Raw genomic sequence first — 15,410 nt, 5'->3', positions numbered from 1 at the left:
TCAGTCCTCGTTGTCGGGCCGGACGACGCGGCGCTGGATGAGGGTCAGGACGACGACGATCAGGAAGAAGACGACGGTGATCGCGGACGCCTGACCGATGTTGTTCTGGTCGAAGGCGGTGGTGACCGCCTGGTACATCACGGTGCGGGCCGCGTCCTCATTGAGTCCGCCGCCTTTGACGAGAACGTAGACCTGGTCGAAGACGCGGAAGGAGAGCACCGAGGTGAGCATGGCGACGAACACGAGGGTGCCGCGGATGCCGGGCAGGGTGACATTCCGGAACTGCTGCCAGCGGGAGGCGCGGTCGAGCTCGGCGGCCTCGTAGAGCTCACCCGGGATCTGCTGGAGCCCGGCGAGCAGGATGACCATCTGGAAGCCGACGCCCTGCCAGACGGAGAGGATGATGATCGAGACCATCGCGGTGGCGGAGTCGCCGAGCCAGTCGAAGGCGCCCCAGTTGCCGAAACTCACCGCGTCCAGCGCGGAGTTGAGCATGCCCTGATCGCTGCGGGCGAGGATGAGCCGCCAGATCACGGCGACCAGCGCCATCGGGAAGACGACCGGCATGAAGAACAGGGACCGGAACAGGCCGATCGCCTTGAGCTTGCGGTTGAGCAGGATCGCAAGGCCGAGCGCCAGACCGGTCTGCACGGGTACGACGACCGCGGCGAAGGTCAGGTTGTTGAGCAGGGACCTGAGGAACGGGCCGGACAGATCGGGGTCGGTGAACAGCCGCCGGTAGTGCTCGATCCCGAACCAGGTCGGTTCCAGCGGGGAGCCGAGGCGGACGTTGTAGAAGGAGAGGACGACGGCGTAGCCGAACGGGATCCCGACGAAGGCGATGAGTCCGACGACGGCGGGCGTGGACATGAGCAGTCCGTGCAACCAGTCGCGGTTCTTGCGCACAGCGCGCGCCGGGCGCGCGGGTTCGACGGAGGTCACGGGTGGGGCCTGCTCCCGGGCATGGGGCGCGGCGTGCGCGGATTCGACGGATTTCACGGGGGGTCCTGTTCCCGGCGGGGGCGGGCGCGGTGTGCGCGGCCCGCCCCGGCCGATGGGTCCTACGGGATCTCGTAGCCGGCGTTGTCGGAGAAGTCCTGGTCGATGGCGCTGGCGGCCTTGGACAAGGCGTCCTTCGGGTCGGCGCCGCCGTAGACCGAGTTGAGGGCCTCGGCGAACTTCGCGGTGACCGTGGGGTATCCGGCGGTCAGCGGGCGGGTCACGGCGACGCAGGACTTGGTGATGTCGGTGTCGCCGCACGGCTTGGCGAGCTGGTCGGAGAACAGCTGGAGCGGGCCGCCCTGCTTGTAGAGGTCGCTCGCGGCGAGCGCGGACTTGGTGGCGGGCGGAGCGCCGTTGGCCGTGGTCATCGCGGCGACGTTCTCGTCGTTCAGGAGAGTGTCCAGGAACGTACCGGCGGCCTTGGCGTTCTTGGAGTCGGCCCCGATGCCCCAGGCCCAGGAGCCCTGGCCGGTCTTGGGGCCGTGGCCGAAGTCGGGCAGCGGCAGGACGACGAGGTCGTCACCGAGTGCCTCGCTGTAGACGGGGTACATCCAGTGGCCGACCCAGCTGAGCGGGACGCGGCCCTTGGCGAAGGCGTTGCCGTCGGTGTTGGGGTCGACATCCGACTTCCAGGACTGGAAGGTCTTCAGCGCCGACACGGTTTCCGGCGAGTCGATCGCGCCTTTCGCCTTGCCGTCCTTGAGGAGCGAACCACCGGCCGACCAGACGATGGGGGAGAAGCCGTAGGTGCCCCACTCGGTGGTGAACCCGTTGTTCTCCTGAACGTCGAGGACCTTGCCGTCGGAGTCCTTGGCCTTCAGCGCCTTGAGCGCGGCGGTGAACTCGTCCGCCGTCCAGGCGTCGTCCACACTCGTCGGGTACTTCACGCCGGCCGCGTCCAGCAGCTTCTTGTTGCCGTAGATGCCCAGGCCCGAGTCGTACTGGCCAAGGCCGTAGTGCTTGCCGTCGATCTCGCCCTGCGCCTTGTTGGCCTCGGTGGCGTTGTCCAGGGTCTTGGCGGAGACGTGGTCGTCGATCGGGGCGAGCTTCTGGTTGAAGACGAAGTTCGCCATGGTCGGGCCGTCGAACTCCATCACGTCCGGCAGCTCGGAGGCGTCGGTCGTCGTGATGGTCTTGGTGTAGTCGTTGCCGGGGATCAGCTTCAGCTCGACCTTGATGTCGCTCTGCGAGGAGTTGAAGGACTTCACCGCGTTCTGTATCGCGGTGTCCTCGCTCTTCTGGCCCTGGTGGGCCCAGACGCTGATGGTGCCCTTGCCGCTGCCCGCCTCGGCGGAGGTGTCGGTGGTACCACCCCCGCCACAGGCGGCCAGCGCCGCCAGGGGCAGGACGAGAGCCAGGCCCGTACTGGCTGTGCGGCGGGCATTTCTGCTGGTCGGACTCATGGCTGTGCCTTCCGTGCTGTGGCGAGGGTTTGCATGGCTGACGTGCTGTCTGGGCGTGGGGGAAGCAGGGCTCGAGGGGTGCGGGTTACTGCGGTCCGCGGGGTCGGGGCGGGGCGGTCGTCTCGCGCAGGACGAGGCGGATGGGCATCCGAACCTGCTCGGCGGGGGGTTCGGCGTCCGGTTCGTCCAACTGCCGCAGCAGCAGCCGGGCGGCCTCCGCGCCCTGTTCGGCGACCGGCTGGGCGACGGTGGTCAGGCCGACCACGTCGGCCAGTTCGTGGTCGTCGAAACCGACGACGGAGACGTCGTCCGGCACCTTCAGCCGGTGGCGGCGCAGGGCACGCAGGGCGCCCATCGCCATCTCGTCGGACTGCGCGAACACAGCCGTCGGCGGCCGGGAGACGGCCAGCAGCTCGGTCATGGCCCGTTCGCCGCCCTCGACGGTGTAGTCGCCGTCCGCCTCCAGGGCCGCGTCGTGTTCGATACCGGCGTCGGTCAGCACGTCCAGGTAGGCGTTGCGCCGCTCGACGGGAGTGGTCCAGTGCTGCGGACCGCTGGACCCGCTGATCATGCCGATCCGGCGGTGGCCGAGGTTGACCAGATGCCGTACGGCGCTCTCGGTGCCGGCCCGGTCGTCGATGCCGACGACGGTGAAGCCGGGCCGGGTGCCGCCGACCGTGGTGGCCAACGGTACCCCCAGCGAGCGCAGTGCGGCCGACTCCTCCTCGTCAGGGATGAGCAGCGACAGCACCGCGTCCACCCGCTTGCGGACCGGGAGCCTGGTGAAGAAACGCTTGCGTGTCTCCGGCGAACCGAGGTTGTACAGCAGCACGTCGTACCCGGCGGCGCTGAACACCTGCTCCGCGGAGTCCAGCACGGTGCCGAAGAACCAGCGGCCGACATACGGGACCACGACCCCGATGGTGAAGGTGCGTCCGCTGGCCAGGCTCGCCGCGGAACGTGAGGCTGTGTAACCGAGTTGCGCGGCGACGGCCGTGATCTGCGCCCGCACCTCCTCCGACACCCCCGGCCGGCCGCGCAGCGCGCGGGACACGGTGGATGCCGAGACTCCGGCGGCGCGGGCGACATCGGTGATGCTGGCCGTCACGGCTTGCTCCTCCGTTGATTTCACGTCGGTGTGATCTGTGGGTGACGTGACCGTAAACCCGCCCCCGTTGTTGCGCAAGCGTTTGCGTTCATATTTACTTGGGCCGATCCTCAAGAGATCCTTTTGTTATCAAGCGTCAGCGCACGCGTTTGGGCGCTGCGGAGCGACAGGAACTGTGCATGCGATACGCCCCGCCCGGCCTCTGCGTGAACGACTTCGCCCTGCTGCGGGACGGGGACGGCACGTACGCGGTGCTGCATCTGCAGGGGCCCTGGACAGCGGAGTTCGACCATCTGCGGATGGAGACCTCCTACGGCCGGGCGACCTCCGCCGACCTGGTCCGCTGGGAGCCGCAGGGCACCGCCTTCGGCAACGGGCTGCCCGGCCGGTTCGACCAGCAGGCGGTGTGGACCATGCACCCCCTCCGGCACGGCGACGGAATGGCGATGTTCTACACGGGCGTCTCCGGGCTCACGCCGGGCGGCTGGCCGGTCCAGTCGGTCGGGCTGGCGTACTCCGACCGCACCGACGGCACGGCCTGGCGGCGCCACGGGACCGGGCCGGTAGCCGAGGCGGACCCGCGGTGGTACCGCACCGGTGAACGCATGGGCTGGCGTGACCCGTTCGTCGTACGCGACGACGAGTCGGACGGCTGGGTCATGGCCGTCTGCGCCAGCGACGCCTCCCTCCCGGTCGAGGTCAGCGGCTGCGTCGCCTGGGCCACCTCCGACGACCTGGAGCACTGGACCGTCCACCCGCCGCTCATCTCCCCCGGCGACGTCGACGAACTGGAGTGCCCCGTTCTGGAACGCCTCGACGACGGCACCTGGCTGCTGCTCGGCTCCATCGGCGCCACCCGCGGCTTCGAGGCGTGGACCGCGCCCCGCCTGCGCGGGCCCTGGACCCGCCGGGGCCCCCTCGGGCCGACCGGCGCCTACGCTCCGCGCGTCATCGCCGCGCCCGACGGCTCCCGCGTCGTGCTGCACACCACACCCCGCCGCGTCGGCCTCAGCGACACCGGTGACCGCTGCCGCGGCATGCTCACCCAGCCGAAACTCCTGGTCACAGCCGAGGATGCGCCGCCCCGCCTGGAATGGTGGCCCGGCCTGGACGCCTGGCTCGGCGAGGAGACGGACCGGCCCGCCCTGCACGCGGTCGGCGACATCGGCATGACGGGGCCCGTCGAGATCACCCTGCGTACCGCCGGTCCGGACGGCGAGGGTCCCGCCCTCGCGGTGGGCTGCGACGGCAAGAGCCTCTGGGTCACCGGCCCCGACGGGAGCCGGCTCGGCGAGACCATCCTGACCGAACCCGCCACCGCCTTGCGCATCCTCACCATCGGCGAGTACGTCGAGGTCTACGCAGACGGTGTGTTCGTCCTGACCACCTTGTGCTACTCCGGTCACCCCGCCCCGTGGAAGGCCGTCGCCGACGGACGCGAACGCACCATTCCCGTGCGCCCGATCCGGCTGCCCGACCCGCACCGCGACGACGCCTCGGCCATCTGGCCCGGCCCTTCAACTCCCAGACGGCGAGAGCCGCGTCCGCTGACCGACACCCGGCACGACCCAGGAAAGGCCCAGCCATGAACGTCACCGCCGACGGTCTCCGCTTCCCCGACGGCTTCCTGTGGGGCGCCTCCACCGCCGCCCACCAGATCGAGGGCAACAACGTCAACAGCGACTGGTGGCACATGGAACACAGCGGCGGCTCCATCGCCGAGCCCAGCGGCGACGCGGCCGACAGCTACCACCGGTGGCGCGAGGACATGGATCTGCTCGCCGAACTCGGCTTCACCGACTACCGCTTCAGTATCGAATGGGCCCGCATCGAACCGGCACCCGGCCACTTCTCCCGGGCCGAGATCGCCCATTATCGACGCATGGTCGACGGCGCCCTCGAACGCGGCCTCCGTCCGATGGTCACGCTGCACCACTTCACCGTCCCGCGCTGGTTCGCCGAACGCGGAGGCTGGACCGCGGACGGCGCCGCCGACCTGTTCGAGCGGTACGTGCGGGCGACCGCGCCGATCATCGGTACCGGCGTACGGCACGTGTGCACCATCAACGAACCCAACATGATCGCGGTCGCGGGCGCCATCCGGGAACTGGGCACCGAAGCGCCTCCCACGGCGGGACTCGTGCTGCCCGACAAGGCCACCACCGACGCCCTGATCCAGGCACACCACCGCGCGACTGCCGCCGTCAAGGCGATCTCCGCCGACATCCAGGCCGGCTGGTCCATCGCCAACCAGGTCTACCAGGCCATGCCCGGCGCCGAAGCCGCCACCGCCGCCTACAGCCACCCCCGCGAAGACGTCTTCATCGAAGCCGCTCGCGACGACGACTGGATCGGTGTCCAGTCCTACACCCGCACGAGGATCGGCACCGACGGCCCCCTCCCGGCGCCCGACGACGCCGAACGCACCCTCACCGGCTGGGAGTACTACCCGCGAGCCATCGGACACGCCCTGCGCCATACCGCCGAGATCGTCGGTGACGTCCCCCTGATCGTCACCGAGAACGGCATCGCCACCGACGACGACACACGCCGCATCGCCTACACCACCGGAGCACTCCAGGAAGTCTCCGCCGCCCTGGAGGACGGTCTCGACGTACAGGGCTACCTCCACTGGAGCGCACTCGACAACTACGAATGGGGCTCCTACAAACCCACCTTCGGCCTCATCTCCGTCGACCCGGAAACCTTCGCCCGCACCCCCAAGCCCTCCGCAGCCTGGCTCGGCGGCCTCGCCCGCACCGGCACACTGCCACGGGCCACCTCCTGACAGACCCCTGCGTACAGTGGGGGTGTACTCAGCCGCGCTCGCAGGCACTGAGGGCGCCCGAGGACAGCAGACCCGCGATGACAGCGGACATCGACTTCACGGCGTTCTTCGACACCTGACGGCCACCGGGCGGACCAGGGACGATCTGGTCGGGAGGCACTTCTTCGACGCCCTGCCCGAGAATCCCGGCGCCCCCGACGACGTGGATCGGAGTCCGAAGGCGTCACTTCTCCGCGTCCTGGACACCGGGGTACCGGACACCCTGGTACTGCAGCCCTGACCGGCTGGCCGACGCGCTGCTGACCCGCCTCGCCGTCGCCGGCGGCGGCCCGGACGACATCGCCCTCGTCATCATCCGCCTGTGACTGCATACAGGTGCGGGACGGGTCAGGGTGTGATCGGGGATCGCTCCGGGACGTACCCCGATGCTCGGGTGCGTGCCCGCTGACAGTGTGAGGGGCATGACCTCACCGCGCATGTCACGACGGGCCTTTGCGGGCGCCGCCCTGTTGGGGACGGCAGCGCCGGCCGCCATCGCAGCACTGCCCGCGCACCGCGCCAACGCCTCGTCGGCGCTGCTCCCGCCGCTGGATCCCATTGCCCTGCGGGCGGCGATCGACGACCTGGAGCACCCGCCGTCGACCGCGGCCCAGCTACGAGTGGGCGGCACGGCCGGCCGCTGGTGCGGCACCTCGGGCGTGGCCGACATCAGCACGCGGCGGCCGGTGACGGTACGTGACAAGGTCCGGATCGGAAGCATCACCAAGGTCTTCGTCGCCACGGTGGTGCTCCAGCTGGTGGCGGAGGGCCGGTTCGGCCTGGACGCCCCGGTGCGGCGCGTCCTGCCGGGGCTGCTGCCCGCCCGCTTCGCGGCTGTCACCGTGGCGCACCTGCTGAACCACACCAGCGGACTGCCCGACCACGTCGGCATCCCGGAGCCGGACACCGCGGAGGAGGTCTTCCGCCACCGCTTCGACCACTGGACGCCGCAGGAGTGGGTGGCGACGGCGACGCACGGGCCGCTGAAGTTCGCCCCGGGCACCCGGCAGGAGTATCGCGGCATCAACTACGTCCTGGCCGCACTGATCATCGACGAGGTGACCGGCCGCCCGTACGGGGAGGCCGTCACGGCCCGGATCCTGCGCCCGCTTGGTCTGGCGCGCACCGTCGTGCCGGGCGACGACCCGCGCATCCACGGCCGGCACGTACACGGCTACCTGCGGATGGCCGACGGCACCCTGCGGGACATCACCACCTACGACGCGTCTTCCTCCCGCGGCGAAGGCGACATGATCTCCACCACGAGCGACGTCGACCGGATGCTCGCCGCGCTGTTCTCCGGCGAGTTGCTCCCGCCTGAGCTGCTTCGGCTGATGTTCACCCTGCCGCCGAACGACGTGCGCATGCTGGACGGCTCCCCGGCCCGCTACAGCACCGGCCTGCAACAGGCCAGCGTCAACGGCGTGACGCTCTGGGGCAAGACCGGCGAGACGTACGGCTACAAGAACGCCGCGTTCTCCACTCGTGACCAGCGGCGCCGCTTCGTGCTCGCGTACCACCCGACGACCGCCCGCAACGGCGAGGAGAGCCAGATGATCGTCCGGGTCGCCGACCTGCTCACCCGCGGCCCGAGCGCACAGGCCCGGTAGGACTCGGGGCGGGACCCCGCCAGGAGGTCCCGCCCCGTCTTCGATGGGTCATGGAGAAATGGGCCGTCCGACCGGGGTCAGAAACGGTCCGGGGCACGCTCCGGGAGCGGAGAGCCGGGGAGCACGTCCTGCTTCTGGTTCTTCCGTGCCTCCGCGTTCGAGTCGGCCGTCGCCTTGCAGGTCACGTCCTTGGCCGGGAGCTTGCCGGTGAGCAGGTAGCGGGTGACTGTACCGTCCGTGCACGCGTTGCCGCTCGGGTAGACGCCATGGCCCTCGCCGCCGAGGACGGTGACCATCTTCGAGCCCTTCAGGTCGGCGTGCAGGGCCTGAGCGCTGGGCAGCGGGGTCTGCGAGTCCCACTCGTTCTGGACGACCAGGGAGCCGACCTTGTTCTTCACCTTGGTCGCCGGTTCCAGGGACTTGGTCCAGAACGCACAGGGCTTGATGCTGGACGCGAAGTCACCGAAGAGCGGGTACCGGCCCTTGTCCTGGATGGCGTCCCGCCGGTAGCTCTCGGGGTCGCGGGACCACGGGGCCGAATTGTCGCCGCACACCACGGCCCAGAAGCTGGCCGTCATGTTGTCGGCCGGCACCTCGGCGGCATCGGCGGCGGCGTCTGCTGTTCCGGTCCGCTCGGATCCGGTGAGCGCCGCTGCCTTCTTCGCGGAGGCGGGCTCGCCGGCCGCGGCCTTCTTCAGCTCCACGAACGCCTCGGTGGCGTACTGCGGGCTGAAGAAGGCCCCGCGCATGCCGCTGCGGATGTCATCGCCGGTGACCGGCTGCCCCTCTACGTCGATGGGCTTCTCGTCGGCCTGCGCGACCAGGTCCCAGAAGGTCCGGTCGACCTTCTTCGGGGTGTCACCGAGGCCGTACTTCTCCGAACGCTCGGCGGCCCACTCGGTCCACCGGTCGAACGCGGGCTCGGCGCCCTCCGCCCACCACTGGATCATCCCTCGCCAGGCGCGCGCCGGATCAACCGCGCTGTCCAGCACGAACCGGTCGGCCCGGCGCGGGAAGAGCTGGGTGTAGACGGCGCCCAGATAGGTGCCGTACGAGTAACCCAGGTACGAGATCTTCTTCTCACCGAGGATCGCCCGGAGCAGGTCCATGTCGCGCGCGGTGTTGCGCGTGGTGATGTGCGCGAGCGTCTTGCCCGCTTTCTCCTTGCACTTGTTCGCGACCTCGCGTGCCCAGGCGACGTCCTTGTCGAACGTCGCCTCCTTGTACGGCCGCAGCCAGAGCTCCTCCTCCGGCTCCAGGTCGCAGGAGACGGGGCTGCTCCGTCCCACACCGCGCGGGTCGAAGCCGATGAGGTCGTACTTCCGCTGCGCGGACTCGGGGAGGCCCTCCCGCATTTCCAGCGGCATGTAGAGGCCCGGTCCCCCGGGGCCGCCGGGGTTGGAGAACAGGACACCGTGCCGCTTGCCGGGCGCGGTGCTCTTGATCCGGGATATGGCCAAGTCGATCCGCTTGCCTTGTGGAGCCCGGTAGTCCAGCGGGACCTTGATCGTGGCGCACTGGAACTCCGCCGGAGAGTCGGCCTCACACCGCTTCCACCGCGGCTTCTGCTTCACATAGCGTTCCAGCCCGCCCTTGGCGGCGGACGAGGAGGCGGTCGACGGGGTGGCGGCCGGAGCGGCGGTGGCCGTCGAGGTGGCGAGCGCGGGAGCCAGCGTTGCCGTGACACTCACGGCTAACAGGGGCGCGAGACGTCGTCTGCGCACGATATCGATCCTTCCGGTCGCGTGTTCGGACGGGAAAGATCTTTCAGGAATCGGTCACTCGTGCGGATCCCTCGCCGGGCTGGACTCGCCCTCCACCCTGGGGATGACACAACAGGTGCCTGTGGTACCAGAGTTGTAGGAAACGGCCGCCCCCGGCCGACGGGTGGATCACGGCCCGTGTCTAGCCGGCCAACCGCTGCTCCGTGGCCGTGAGGTACTCCCGGAGTGTCTGGCGGGACTGGACGAGCGTGTCGATCTGCTCGTCCAGTCCGGCGATGCGCGCCCGTAGCAGGTCCAGGGTCTCCGGACAGGGCGTCAGATCGGGGGCCGCACCGCTGACGCACGGTTGGAGATACCCGATCTCCTGGGTCGACAGCCCGGCATCGAGCAGTTTCCTGATCTGGGCGACGGTCAGCACCGCGTCGTCGCCGTACTCGCGGTAGCCGTTGTCACCGCGGTCGGGCACCAGCAGGCCCTGCGCCTCGTAGTACCGCAGTTGGTGCGGGTTCACCCCGGTGCGCCGACTCAACTCCCCGATCAGCATGCGCATTCCCCCTTGACCTTCATACCGGTGTGAACGTTGACGATTGTGCCACCGAGCAGAGAAGGAGCACATGATGCGGACCAGCACACCCGTCACGGTTCTGGGCCTCGGGCTGATGGGAAGCGCCCTCGCCGGGGCGTTCTTGCGCGCGGGGCATCCGACGACCGTGTGGAACCGCACGACGGCCAAGGCCGACGACCTCGTGGCTCGCGGCGCGACGCTCGCCGAGTCTCCGGCGGCCGCGCTTGCGGCCGCCCCGCTCGTGGTGGTCTGCGTCTCGGACTACGACGCCGTGGCGGACGTCCTCGACGGGCCGCTCGACGGCCGGGTCGTGGTGAACCTGACCTCGGGCACGCCCTCGCGTGCGCGAGCGCTCGCCGAGGAGGTGGCGCGCCGTGGCGGCGACTACCTCGACGGCGGGATCATGGCCGTCCCGGAGGCCGTCGGCACGACCGACGCCGTGCTCGCCTACAGCGGGCCCCGACCGCTGTACGAGGCGCACGAGTCCACGCTGGCCAGTCTCGGCACGGGCCTCCACCTCGGCGACGACCCCGGGCTCTCGGCCACGCACGAGATGGCGACGCTCGTCCTCATGTGGGGGATGCTCGACGGTTTCCTCAACGGCGCCGCGATCCTCGGCACGGCCGGTGTGTCCGCCACGGCGTACCTCCCCCTCGCGCAGACGGCTGTCGACACGGTGGCCGGCTGGCTGCCGGGCTACGCGCGGCAGGCCGACCACGGCACCTACCCGGCCGACGACGGCACGATCGACACCCACCTGGCGGCGATGGCGCACGTGGTCGAGGAGAGCGAGTCGCTCGGCGTCAACGCCGAACTGCCGAAGCTCGTCAAGGCACTGGCCGAGCGCGCGGCGGCCGCCGGTCACGGCGCCGGCGGATACGCCGCGCTGGTGGAGCAGTTCCGCAAGCCGTGAGTCGCGCGGTGGCGCCCGGGTGGCCGAGGGTCGCGGTGTCGTAACAGCGGGGCCGTCCTGTTCAAGCGGCCGGGCGCCGGGCAGGTGCGCCGCTCACAGGTCTGCGGCGTCCACCACGTCGCCCAGGTCGACGAACTTGAAGCCGGTCGCGGTGCGCGTGCCGCCCTCGCCGTCGGGGACCTCGGGGGTCTCGTGACCGTCCTGGACGACCAGCAGGCCGTTCGGATAGCGGCTGCCGAGCGGGGAGTTCAGGACGGCGGCGCCGTCGCACTCCTGCGCCCCGTCCAGGGTCGTCGAGGCCGCGCCGACGCGGAAGCCGCCTTGGTACTCGTTGTCCTCGCTCACCTCGCGGTCGTACACGGCGAAGGTGTCGTCGCCCTGGCTGGAGGCGAGCAGGTAGCCGTCCCCGTCGGACTCCTGGTACAGGGTCAGACCCTCGACATCGGCGGACAGCCGGTCACCGCCGTAGCCGGGGTCGGCGCCCGCCGCGCACTCCTCGGTCTCCTCGTCGTAGACGCCGGGGACGCCGAACTCGCGGACCTTGTCCACCAGGACCGGCTTGCCGGTGAGGTCGGCGCGGATCCGCCAGATGCCGATGTCCTCCTGGCCGGCGTAGAGCGTGCCGGTGGCGGGGTCCACCACCATGCCCTCGACTTGCGGGAGTTCGCCGGGCTCCGCGCACGGGGACCAGGTGGTGCCGTCGGGGAGGCGGAAGGAGGCGGGCAGGTCGAGTGTGCGGACGTTCTGGTAAGTGACCGTTCCGCTCGCGGTCGGCTTCAGTTCGACCAGCGCGAGGCGGGTCCGCTCCCGCCGGCTGACCAGGGCGTAGGTACGCCCGGTGGACTTGTCCCGCCAGGTGGCGAGGCCGTAAGCGGTGCGCTGTTCGTTGATCTCGGCCTGGTCGGTGGAGAAGACCGGCGCGGTGGCCGGGTCGGTGATGTCGGTCAGCGGGCCGCCGGGCTTCGACGGGTCGATGCGGTAGATCCGCAACCGGTCGTTGCCGCGGTCGCTGACCACGGCCACGTCGGCCCGGCCGGTGGAGGTGCGCAGACCGGTGACGAGGTCGACGTTGTTGTACCGGCCCGGGGCGTCGTCCTCGGCCGGCGGGCGGGGCGCGGGCACCGACTGCACCAAGCGGGCGTCCAGGTCGTACACCCGCAGGCCGCCCTCCTTGGCGGTCGCGATGACGAGGCTGCGGTCGGGGTCGGCCGCATTGCGCCAGATCGCCGGATCGTCCGCGTCGGAGTTGCCGCCCGCCTCGTCGTCGTAGAGGGCGGGGGTCTCGCTGACGGGCGCGACCGTCGGCAGGCCGCCGTCGGCCCCGGCCTGGGCGGGGATCAGGAGGGCGAGGACGGCGGCGCCCAGGGCGAGGGCGGCGGTTCTGCACGGAATGCGGTGGGTTCTCACAAGCACTTCCTTGGTCGAGGTCGAGGACATGTCGATCGTGCGGGGAGAACTTTGCGCGCAGGAGACTGCGATCTGTACACGTGATCACAGAAGAGGCGATTGCCTGCCAACTGCCGTTCAGGAAAGAACAGTAGGGCCAGGACGGCTCAGGGGGAGGTGACGGCGGCATGCGCGAGGGCAGCGGTCTGCTCCGGTGTGCCGTCGATCGGGACGGCCGCGCCCGCTTCGTCCTCGCCCATCGGTTCGAGGTCGGCGAACTGGGTGCGGAGCAGCTCGGGTGGCATGAAGTGACCCCGCCTGGCGGTGATGCGTGCGGCGATCAGTTCGGGCGAGCCGTCGAGGTGGAGGAAGAAGACGTGCGGCGCGGCGGAGGCCAGCCGGTCACGGTAGCGCCGCTTCAGCGCCGAGCATGCCACCACGCCTCCGCTGTCCGCGTGACCGGTCAGCCATCGTGCGATCTCGTCCAGCCAGGGGCGGCGGTCCTCGTCATCCAGGGGGTGACCGGCCCGCATCTTCGCCACGTTGGATGCGGGGTGGAAGTCGTCCCCCTCGGCGTAAGGAACACCGAGACGCTGTGCCAGCAACCGGCCCACAGTGGTCTTCCCCGAGCCGGACACGCCCATGACCACCACCAAGCGAGCAGTGTGGTGAGACATCCAGAACCTTCCCTTCGCGTCCTGTCGCCTGGAGCTCGATGAATGCCTTCAGAGCTCGATGACTACCTTGACGTCGTCCGGTCGCGGCGTGAACGCCTCCGTCGCGCGCTCCAGCGGCACCCGCCGGGTGATCACGCGCTCGAGCCACGACAGGTCGGCCGCGGCCAGCGCGTCGGCAGCCTGACGGTAGTGACGCAGGTTGGCGTTGACCGAGCCCACCACCGCGTCGTTCTGCAGCACCATCTCCCTGTTGATGGCACCCGCGTCCACGGTCATCCTGCGGCCGACGGGCGACACACCGGTCAGGCACACCACTCCGTAGGGCGCGGTGCCGGTCAGCGAGGCGAACACGGCCTCGTTCGCGCCGGTCGCTTCGAGGACGATGTCCGGGCACACGGCGGAGATGACGTGCTCGATGTCCTTCGCGTGGTAGGCGGCGCCCAGATCCCGCACCAGGGTGGGCTTCGGCCCCTCGGTCACCCGGTCGAGCACATGCACGTCCAGTCCGCGCTGTGTGCCCAGGAGGGCGGCCAGCAGACCGATGGGCCCCGCACCGGTCACCAGGACGCGCTGAGGCTCGAACCACGAACGGGCACCGACACGCTCCACCTGCTCCCATGCCTTCGCCACCACGGTGGCCGGCTCCATGAGCACACCGGCGCGGTCCAGACGCGGCTCCAGCTTCACCGCGTAGTCGGCCTCCACGCACCACGTCTGCGCGCCGTAACCGTCGATCTCCTTGATGCCGCGTTCGGTGTAGCGGCCGTTGCGGCACATGTCGAACTCACCGCGTGCGCAGGCCCCGCACGGCTCGGGGTCCGGGCGGCGCACCACCCCGGCGACCAGGTCACCGGCCGAGAAGCCGCCGGCGGGCGGCGCCTGCCGCACCCGGCCGAGGGACTCATGCCCCAGGACCAGCCGCTCACGGCCCGGTGGGGCCCAGCCGTACTCACCGCGGGCGATCTCCCTGTCCGTTCCGCACACCCCCACCGCCAGGCCCTCCACCAACAGCTCCCCCGCAGCCGGGGCGGGGTCGGGCACATCCGTCACCTCCAGGGAGTCCTTGGCGCCGGGCCGCACAGTCAACGCTCGCATCGCCCACCTCGTCCCTCTCGCCGGGCGGCGCGCGACAGCTGCACGCCGCTGCCTGACCGTGTGTCCCGTTCAGAGGCTTTCAGCACCGGCCGGCCGACATGAAGGGACACGACCGGGCCAGTGCCGCTGTTCCGTACCCTGACGGCATGCGCATGCGCCCCACCTTGAGCTGGACGCCTCCCGAGGACCTGCCGCCTGGTACCGCGGATCCGGAGCCGGTCGCCGACGCGCTGAGCACCGGCGGTGTGCTGGTGCTCAGCGGAGCGGGCATCTCCACGGAGTCGGGCATTCCCGACTACCGCGGCGAGGGCGGGAGCCTCAGCCGGCACACACCGATGACCTACCAGGACTTCACCGGCAGTGCCCAGGCCCGGCGCCGGTACTGGGCGCGCAGCCATCTCGGCTGGCGCACCTTCGGCCGCGCCCGCCCCAACGCCGGGCACCGGGCGGTGGCCGCCTTCGGGCGGCACGACCTGCTGTCGGGGGTCATCACCCAGAACGTCGACGGCCTGCACCAGGCCGCCGGCAGCGAGGACGTGGTGGAACTCCACGGGAGCCTGGCCCGGGTCGTCTGCCTCGCCTGCGGCGCCTTCAGCCCGCGCGGCGAACTCGCCCGGCGGCTGGAGGAGGCCAATCCGGGCTTCGATCCCGTGGCCGCCGGAATCAACCCGGACGGTGACGCCGACCTCACCGACGCACAGGTCGGAGACTTCCGCGTGGTGCCCTGCACGAGCTGCGGCGGCATCCTCAAACCGGACGTGGTGTTCTTCGGCGAGGCCGTTCCGCCACGCCGGGTCGAGCACTGCCGCGAGCTGGTCCGTGAGTCGGCGTCGCTGCTGGTCCTCGGCTCCTCACTGACGGTGATGTCCGGGCTCCGCTTCGTCCGCCAGGCGGCCGAGGCCGGGAAGCCGGTGCTGATCGTCAATCTGGAGCCGACCAGGGGCGACCGGCACGCCGTCACCCGGGTTGCGCTCCCGCTGGGAGTGGTACTCACGACCGTGGCAGAGCGGCTGGGTGTTGCCGTCGACGGTCAGGCGGCGGTGTGACGGTGACCGTGGTGGGGCGTCGTCGGGGCACATGCCGGTGCGTGGGCTGAGGGC

14 protein-coding genes are annotated in these 15,410 nt (G+C 70.5%); 5 read left to right on the top strand and 9 right to left on the bottom strand.

Annotation, left to right across the window (positions count from 1 at the left end):
- From CP976_RS41375 to CP976_RS41365, 3 genes are all read right to left on the bottom strand, one after another.
- Positions 1 to 999 (bottom strand): carbohydrate ABC transporter permease, encoded by a 999-nt coding sequence (locus CP976_RS41375; RefSeq protein WP_150484972.1) that lies wholly within the window; start codon positions 997 to 999, stop codon positions 1 to 3.
- A 62-nt stretch (positions 1,000 to 1,061) separates the two neighbouring features.
- A complete protein-coding gene (locus CP976_RS41370) occupies positions 1,062 to 2,405 on the bottom strand; it encodes an ABC transporter substrate-binding protein (protein ID WP_150484971.1) in 1,344 nt (447 codons plus the stop codon).
- Between the two features lie 85 nt (positions 2,406 to 2,490).
- A complete protein-coding gene (locus CP976_RS41365; RefSeq protein WP_150484970.1) occupies positions 2,491 to 3,513 on the bottom strand; it encodes a LacI family DNA-binding transcriptional regulator in 1,023 nt (340 codons plus the stop codon).
- A gap of 179 nt (positions 3,514 to 3,692) precedes the next feature.
- Here CP976_RS41365 and CP976_RS41360 point away from each other — a divergent pair, with 179 nt between their 5' ends.
- Together CP976_RS41360 and CP976_RS41355 are read left to right on the top strand one after the other, a co-directional pair.
- Complete coding sequence (locus CP976_RS41360; RefSeq protein WP_150484969.1) at positions 3,693 to 5,102, top strand: glycoside hydrolase family protein; 1,410 nt, start codon at positions 3,693 to 3,695, stop codon at positions 5,100 to 5,102.
- Positions 5,099 to 6,301 (top strand): glycoside hydrolase family 1 protein, encoded by a 1,203-nt coding sequence (locus CP976_RS41355; RefSeq protein WP_150484968.1) that lies wholly within the window; start codon positions 5,099 to 5,101, stop codon positions 6,299 to 6,301. The genes CP976_RS41360 and CP976_RS41355 overlap by 4 nt, the downstream gene beginning before the upstream one ends.
- Positions 6,302 to 6,329: 28 nt before the next feature.
- Here the strand turns inward: CP976_RS41355 and CP976_RS44410 are convergent, their stop codons facing one another.
- Entirely contained in the window at positions 6,330 to 6,461 is a 132-nt protein-coding gene (locus CP976_RS44410; RefSeq protein WP_268250149.1) for a hypothetical protein, read from the bottom strand.
- Positions 6,462 to 6,762: 301 nt separating this feature from the next.
- On the opposite strand from CP976_RS44410, the gene CP976_RS41345 reads away from it, so the two are divergent.
- Complete coding sequence (locus CP976_RS41345) at positions 6,763 to 7,950, top strand: serine hydrolase domain-containing protein (RefSeq protein ID WP_150484967.1); 1,188 nt, start codon at positions 6,763 to 6,765, stop codon at positions 7,948 to 7,950.
- A 77-nt stretch (positions 7,951 to 8,027) separates the two neighbouring features.
- On the opposite strand, the gene CP976_RS41340 is transcribed toward CP976_RS41345, so the two are convergent.
- Both CP976_RS41340 and CP976_RS41335 read right to left on the bottom strand, forming a co-directional pair.
- Positions 8,028 to 9,674 (bottom strand): alpha/beta hydrolase, encoded by a 1,647-nt coding sequence (locus tag CP976_RS41340; protein ID WP_150484966.1) that lies wholly within the window; start codon positions 9,672 to 9,674, stop codon positions 8,028 to 8,030.
- A 181-nt stretch (positions 9,675 to 9,855) separates the two neighbouring features.
- Positions 9,856 to 10,218 (bottom strand): MerR family transcriptional regulator, encoded by a 363-nt coding sequence (locus tag CP976_RS41335; protein ID WP_150485729.1) that lies wholly within the window; start codon positions 10,216 to 10,218, stop codon positions 9,856 to 9,858.
- A gap of 73 nt (positions 10,219 to 10,291) precedes the next feature.
- On the opposite strand from CP976_RS41335, the gene CP976_RS41330 reads away from it, so the two are divergent.
- Positions 10,292 to 11,152, top strand: a complete 861-nt coding sequence (locus CP976_RS41330) for an NAD(P)-dependent oxidoreductase (protein WP_359037973.1) — start codon at positions 10,292 to 10,294, stop codon at positions 11,150 to 11,152.
- 93 nt (positions 11,153 to 11,245) lie between these two features.
- Here the strand turns inward: CP976_RS41330 and CP976_RS41325 are convergent, their stop codons facing one another.
- The 3 genes from CP976_RS41325 to CP976_RS41315 form a co-directional block, all read right to left on the bottom strand.
- Positions 11,246 to 12,559 (bottom strand): phytase, encoded by a 1,314-nt coding sequence (locus CP976_RS41325; RefSeq protein WP_150484964.1) that lies wholly within the window; start codon positions 12,557 to 12,559, stop codon positions 11,246 to 11,248.
- Between the two features lie 146 nt (positions 12,560 to 12,705).
- On the bottom strand, positions 12,706 to 13,215 hold the full coding sequence (locus tag CP976_RS41320; RefSeq protein WP_150484963.1) for a gluconokinase: 510 nt from the start codon (positions 13,213 to 13,215) through the stop codon (positions 12,706 to 12,708).
- 48 nt (positions 13,216 to 13,263) lie between these two features.
- On the bottom strand, positions 13,264 to 14,310 hold the full coding sequence (locus CP976_RS41315) for a glucose 1-dehydrogenase (protein ID WP_150484962.1): 1,047 nt from the start codon (positions 14,308 to 14,310) through the stop codon (positions 13,264 to 13,266).
- 146 nt (positions 14,311 to 14,456) lie between these two features.
- Between CP976_RS41315 and CP976_RS41310 the strand changes: the two genes are divergently transcribed.
- On the top strand, positions 14,457 to 15,356 hold the full coding sequence (locus CP976_RS41310) for an NAD-dependent protein deacetylase (protein WP_150484961.1): 900 nt from the start codon (positions 14,457 to 14,459) through the stop codon (positions 15,354 to 15,356).
- Positions 15,357 to 15,410: the final 54 nt, after the last annotated feature.

The sequence above is a fragment of the Streptomyces coeruleorubidus genome, assembly GCF_008705135.1.
GTDB classification, from domain to species: Bacteria; Actinomycetota; Actinomycetes; order Streptomycetales; family Streptomycetaceae; genus Streptomyces; species Streptomyces coeruleofuscus.
Note: the sequence above shows the minus strand (reverse complement) of the source record. Positions and strands in the feature narration are given on the sequence as shown.

Bases quoted from the DNA above. Each gene is read 5' to 3' on its own strand.
- CP976_RS41345 (WP_150484967.1), top strand. From the start codon at position 6,763: ATGACCTCACCGCGCATGTCACGACGGGCCTTTGCGGGCGCCGCCCTG.
- CP976_RS41370 (WP_150484971.1), bottom strand. From the start codon at position 2,405: ATGAGTCCGACCAGCAGAAATGCCCGCCGCACAGCCAGTACGGGCCTG.
- CP976_RS41335 (WP_150485729.1), bottom strand. From the start codon at position 10,218: ATGCTGATCGGGGAGTTGAGTCGGCGCACCGGGGTGAACCCGCACCAA.
- CP976_RS41320 (WP_150484963.1), bottom strand. From the start codon at position 13,215: ATGTCTCACCACACTGCTCGCTTGGTGGTGGTCATGGGCGTGTCCGGC.
- CP976_RS41355 (WP_150484968.1), top strand. From the start codon at position 5,099: ATGAACGTCACCGCCGACGGTCTCCGCTTCCCCGACGGCTTCCTGTGG.
- CP976_RS41310 (WP_150484961.1), top strand. From the start codon at position 14,457: ATGCGCATGCGCCCCACCTTGAGCTGGACGCCTCCCGAGGACCTGCCG.
- CP976_RS41315 (WP_150484962.1), bottom strand. From the start codon at position 14,310: ATGCGAGCGTTGACTGTGCGGCCCGGCGCCAAGGACTCCCTGGAGGTG.
- CP976_RS41330 (WP_359037973.1), top strand. From the start codon at position 10,292: ATGCGGACCAGCACACCCGTCACGGTTCTGGGCCTCGGGCTGATGGGA.
- CP976_RS41360 (WP_150484969.1), top strand. From the start codon at position 3,693: ATGCGATACGCCCCGCCCGGCCTCTGCGTGAACGACTTCGCCCTGCTG.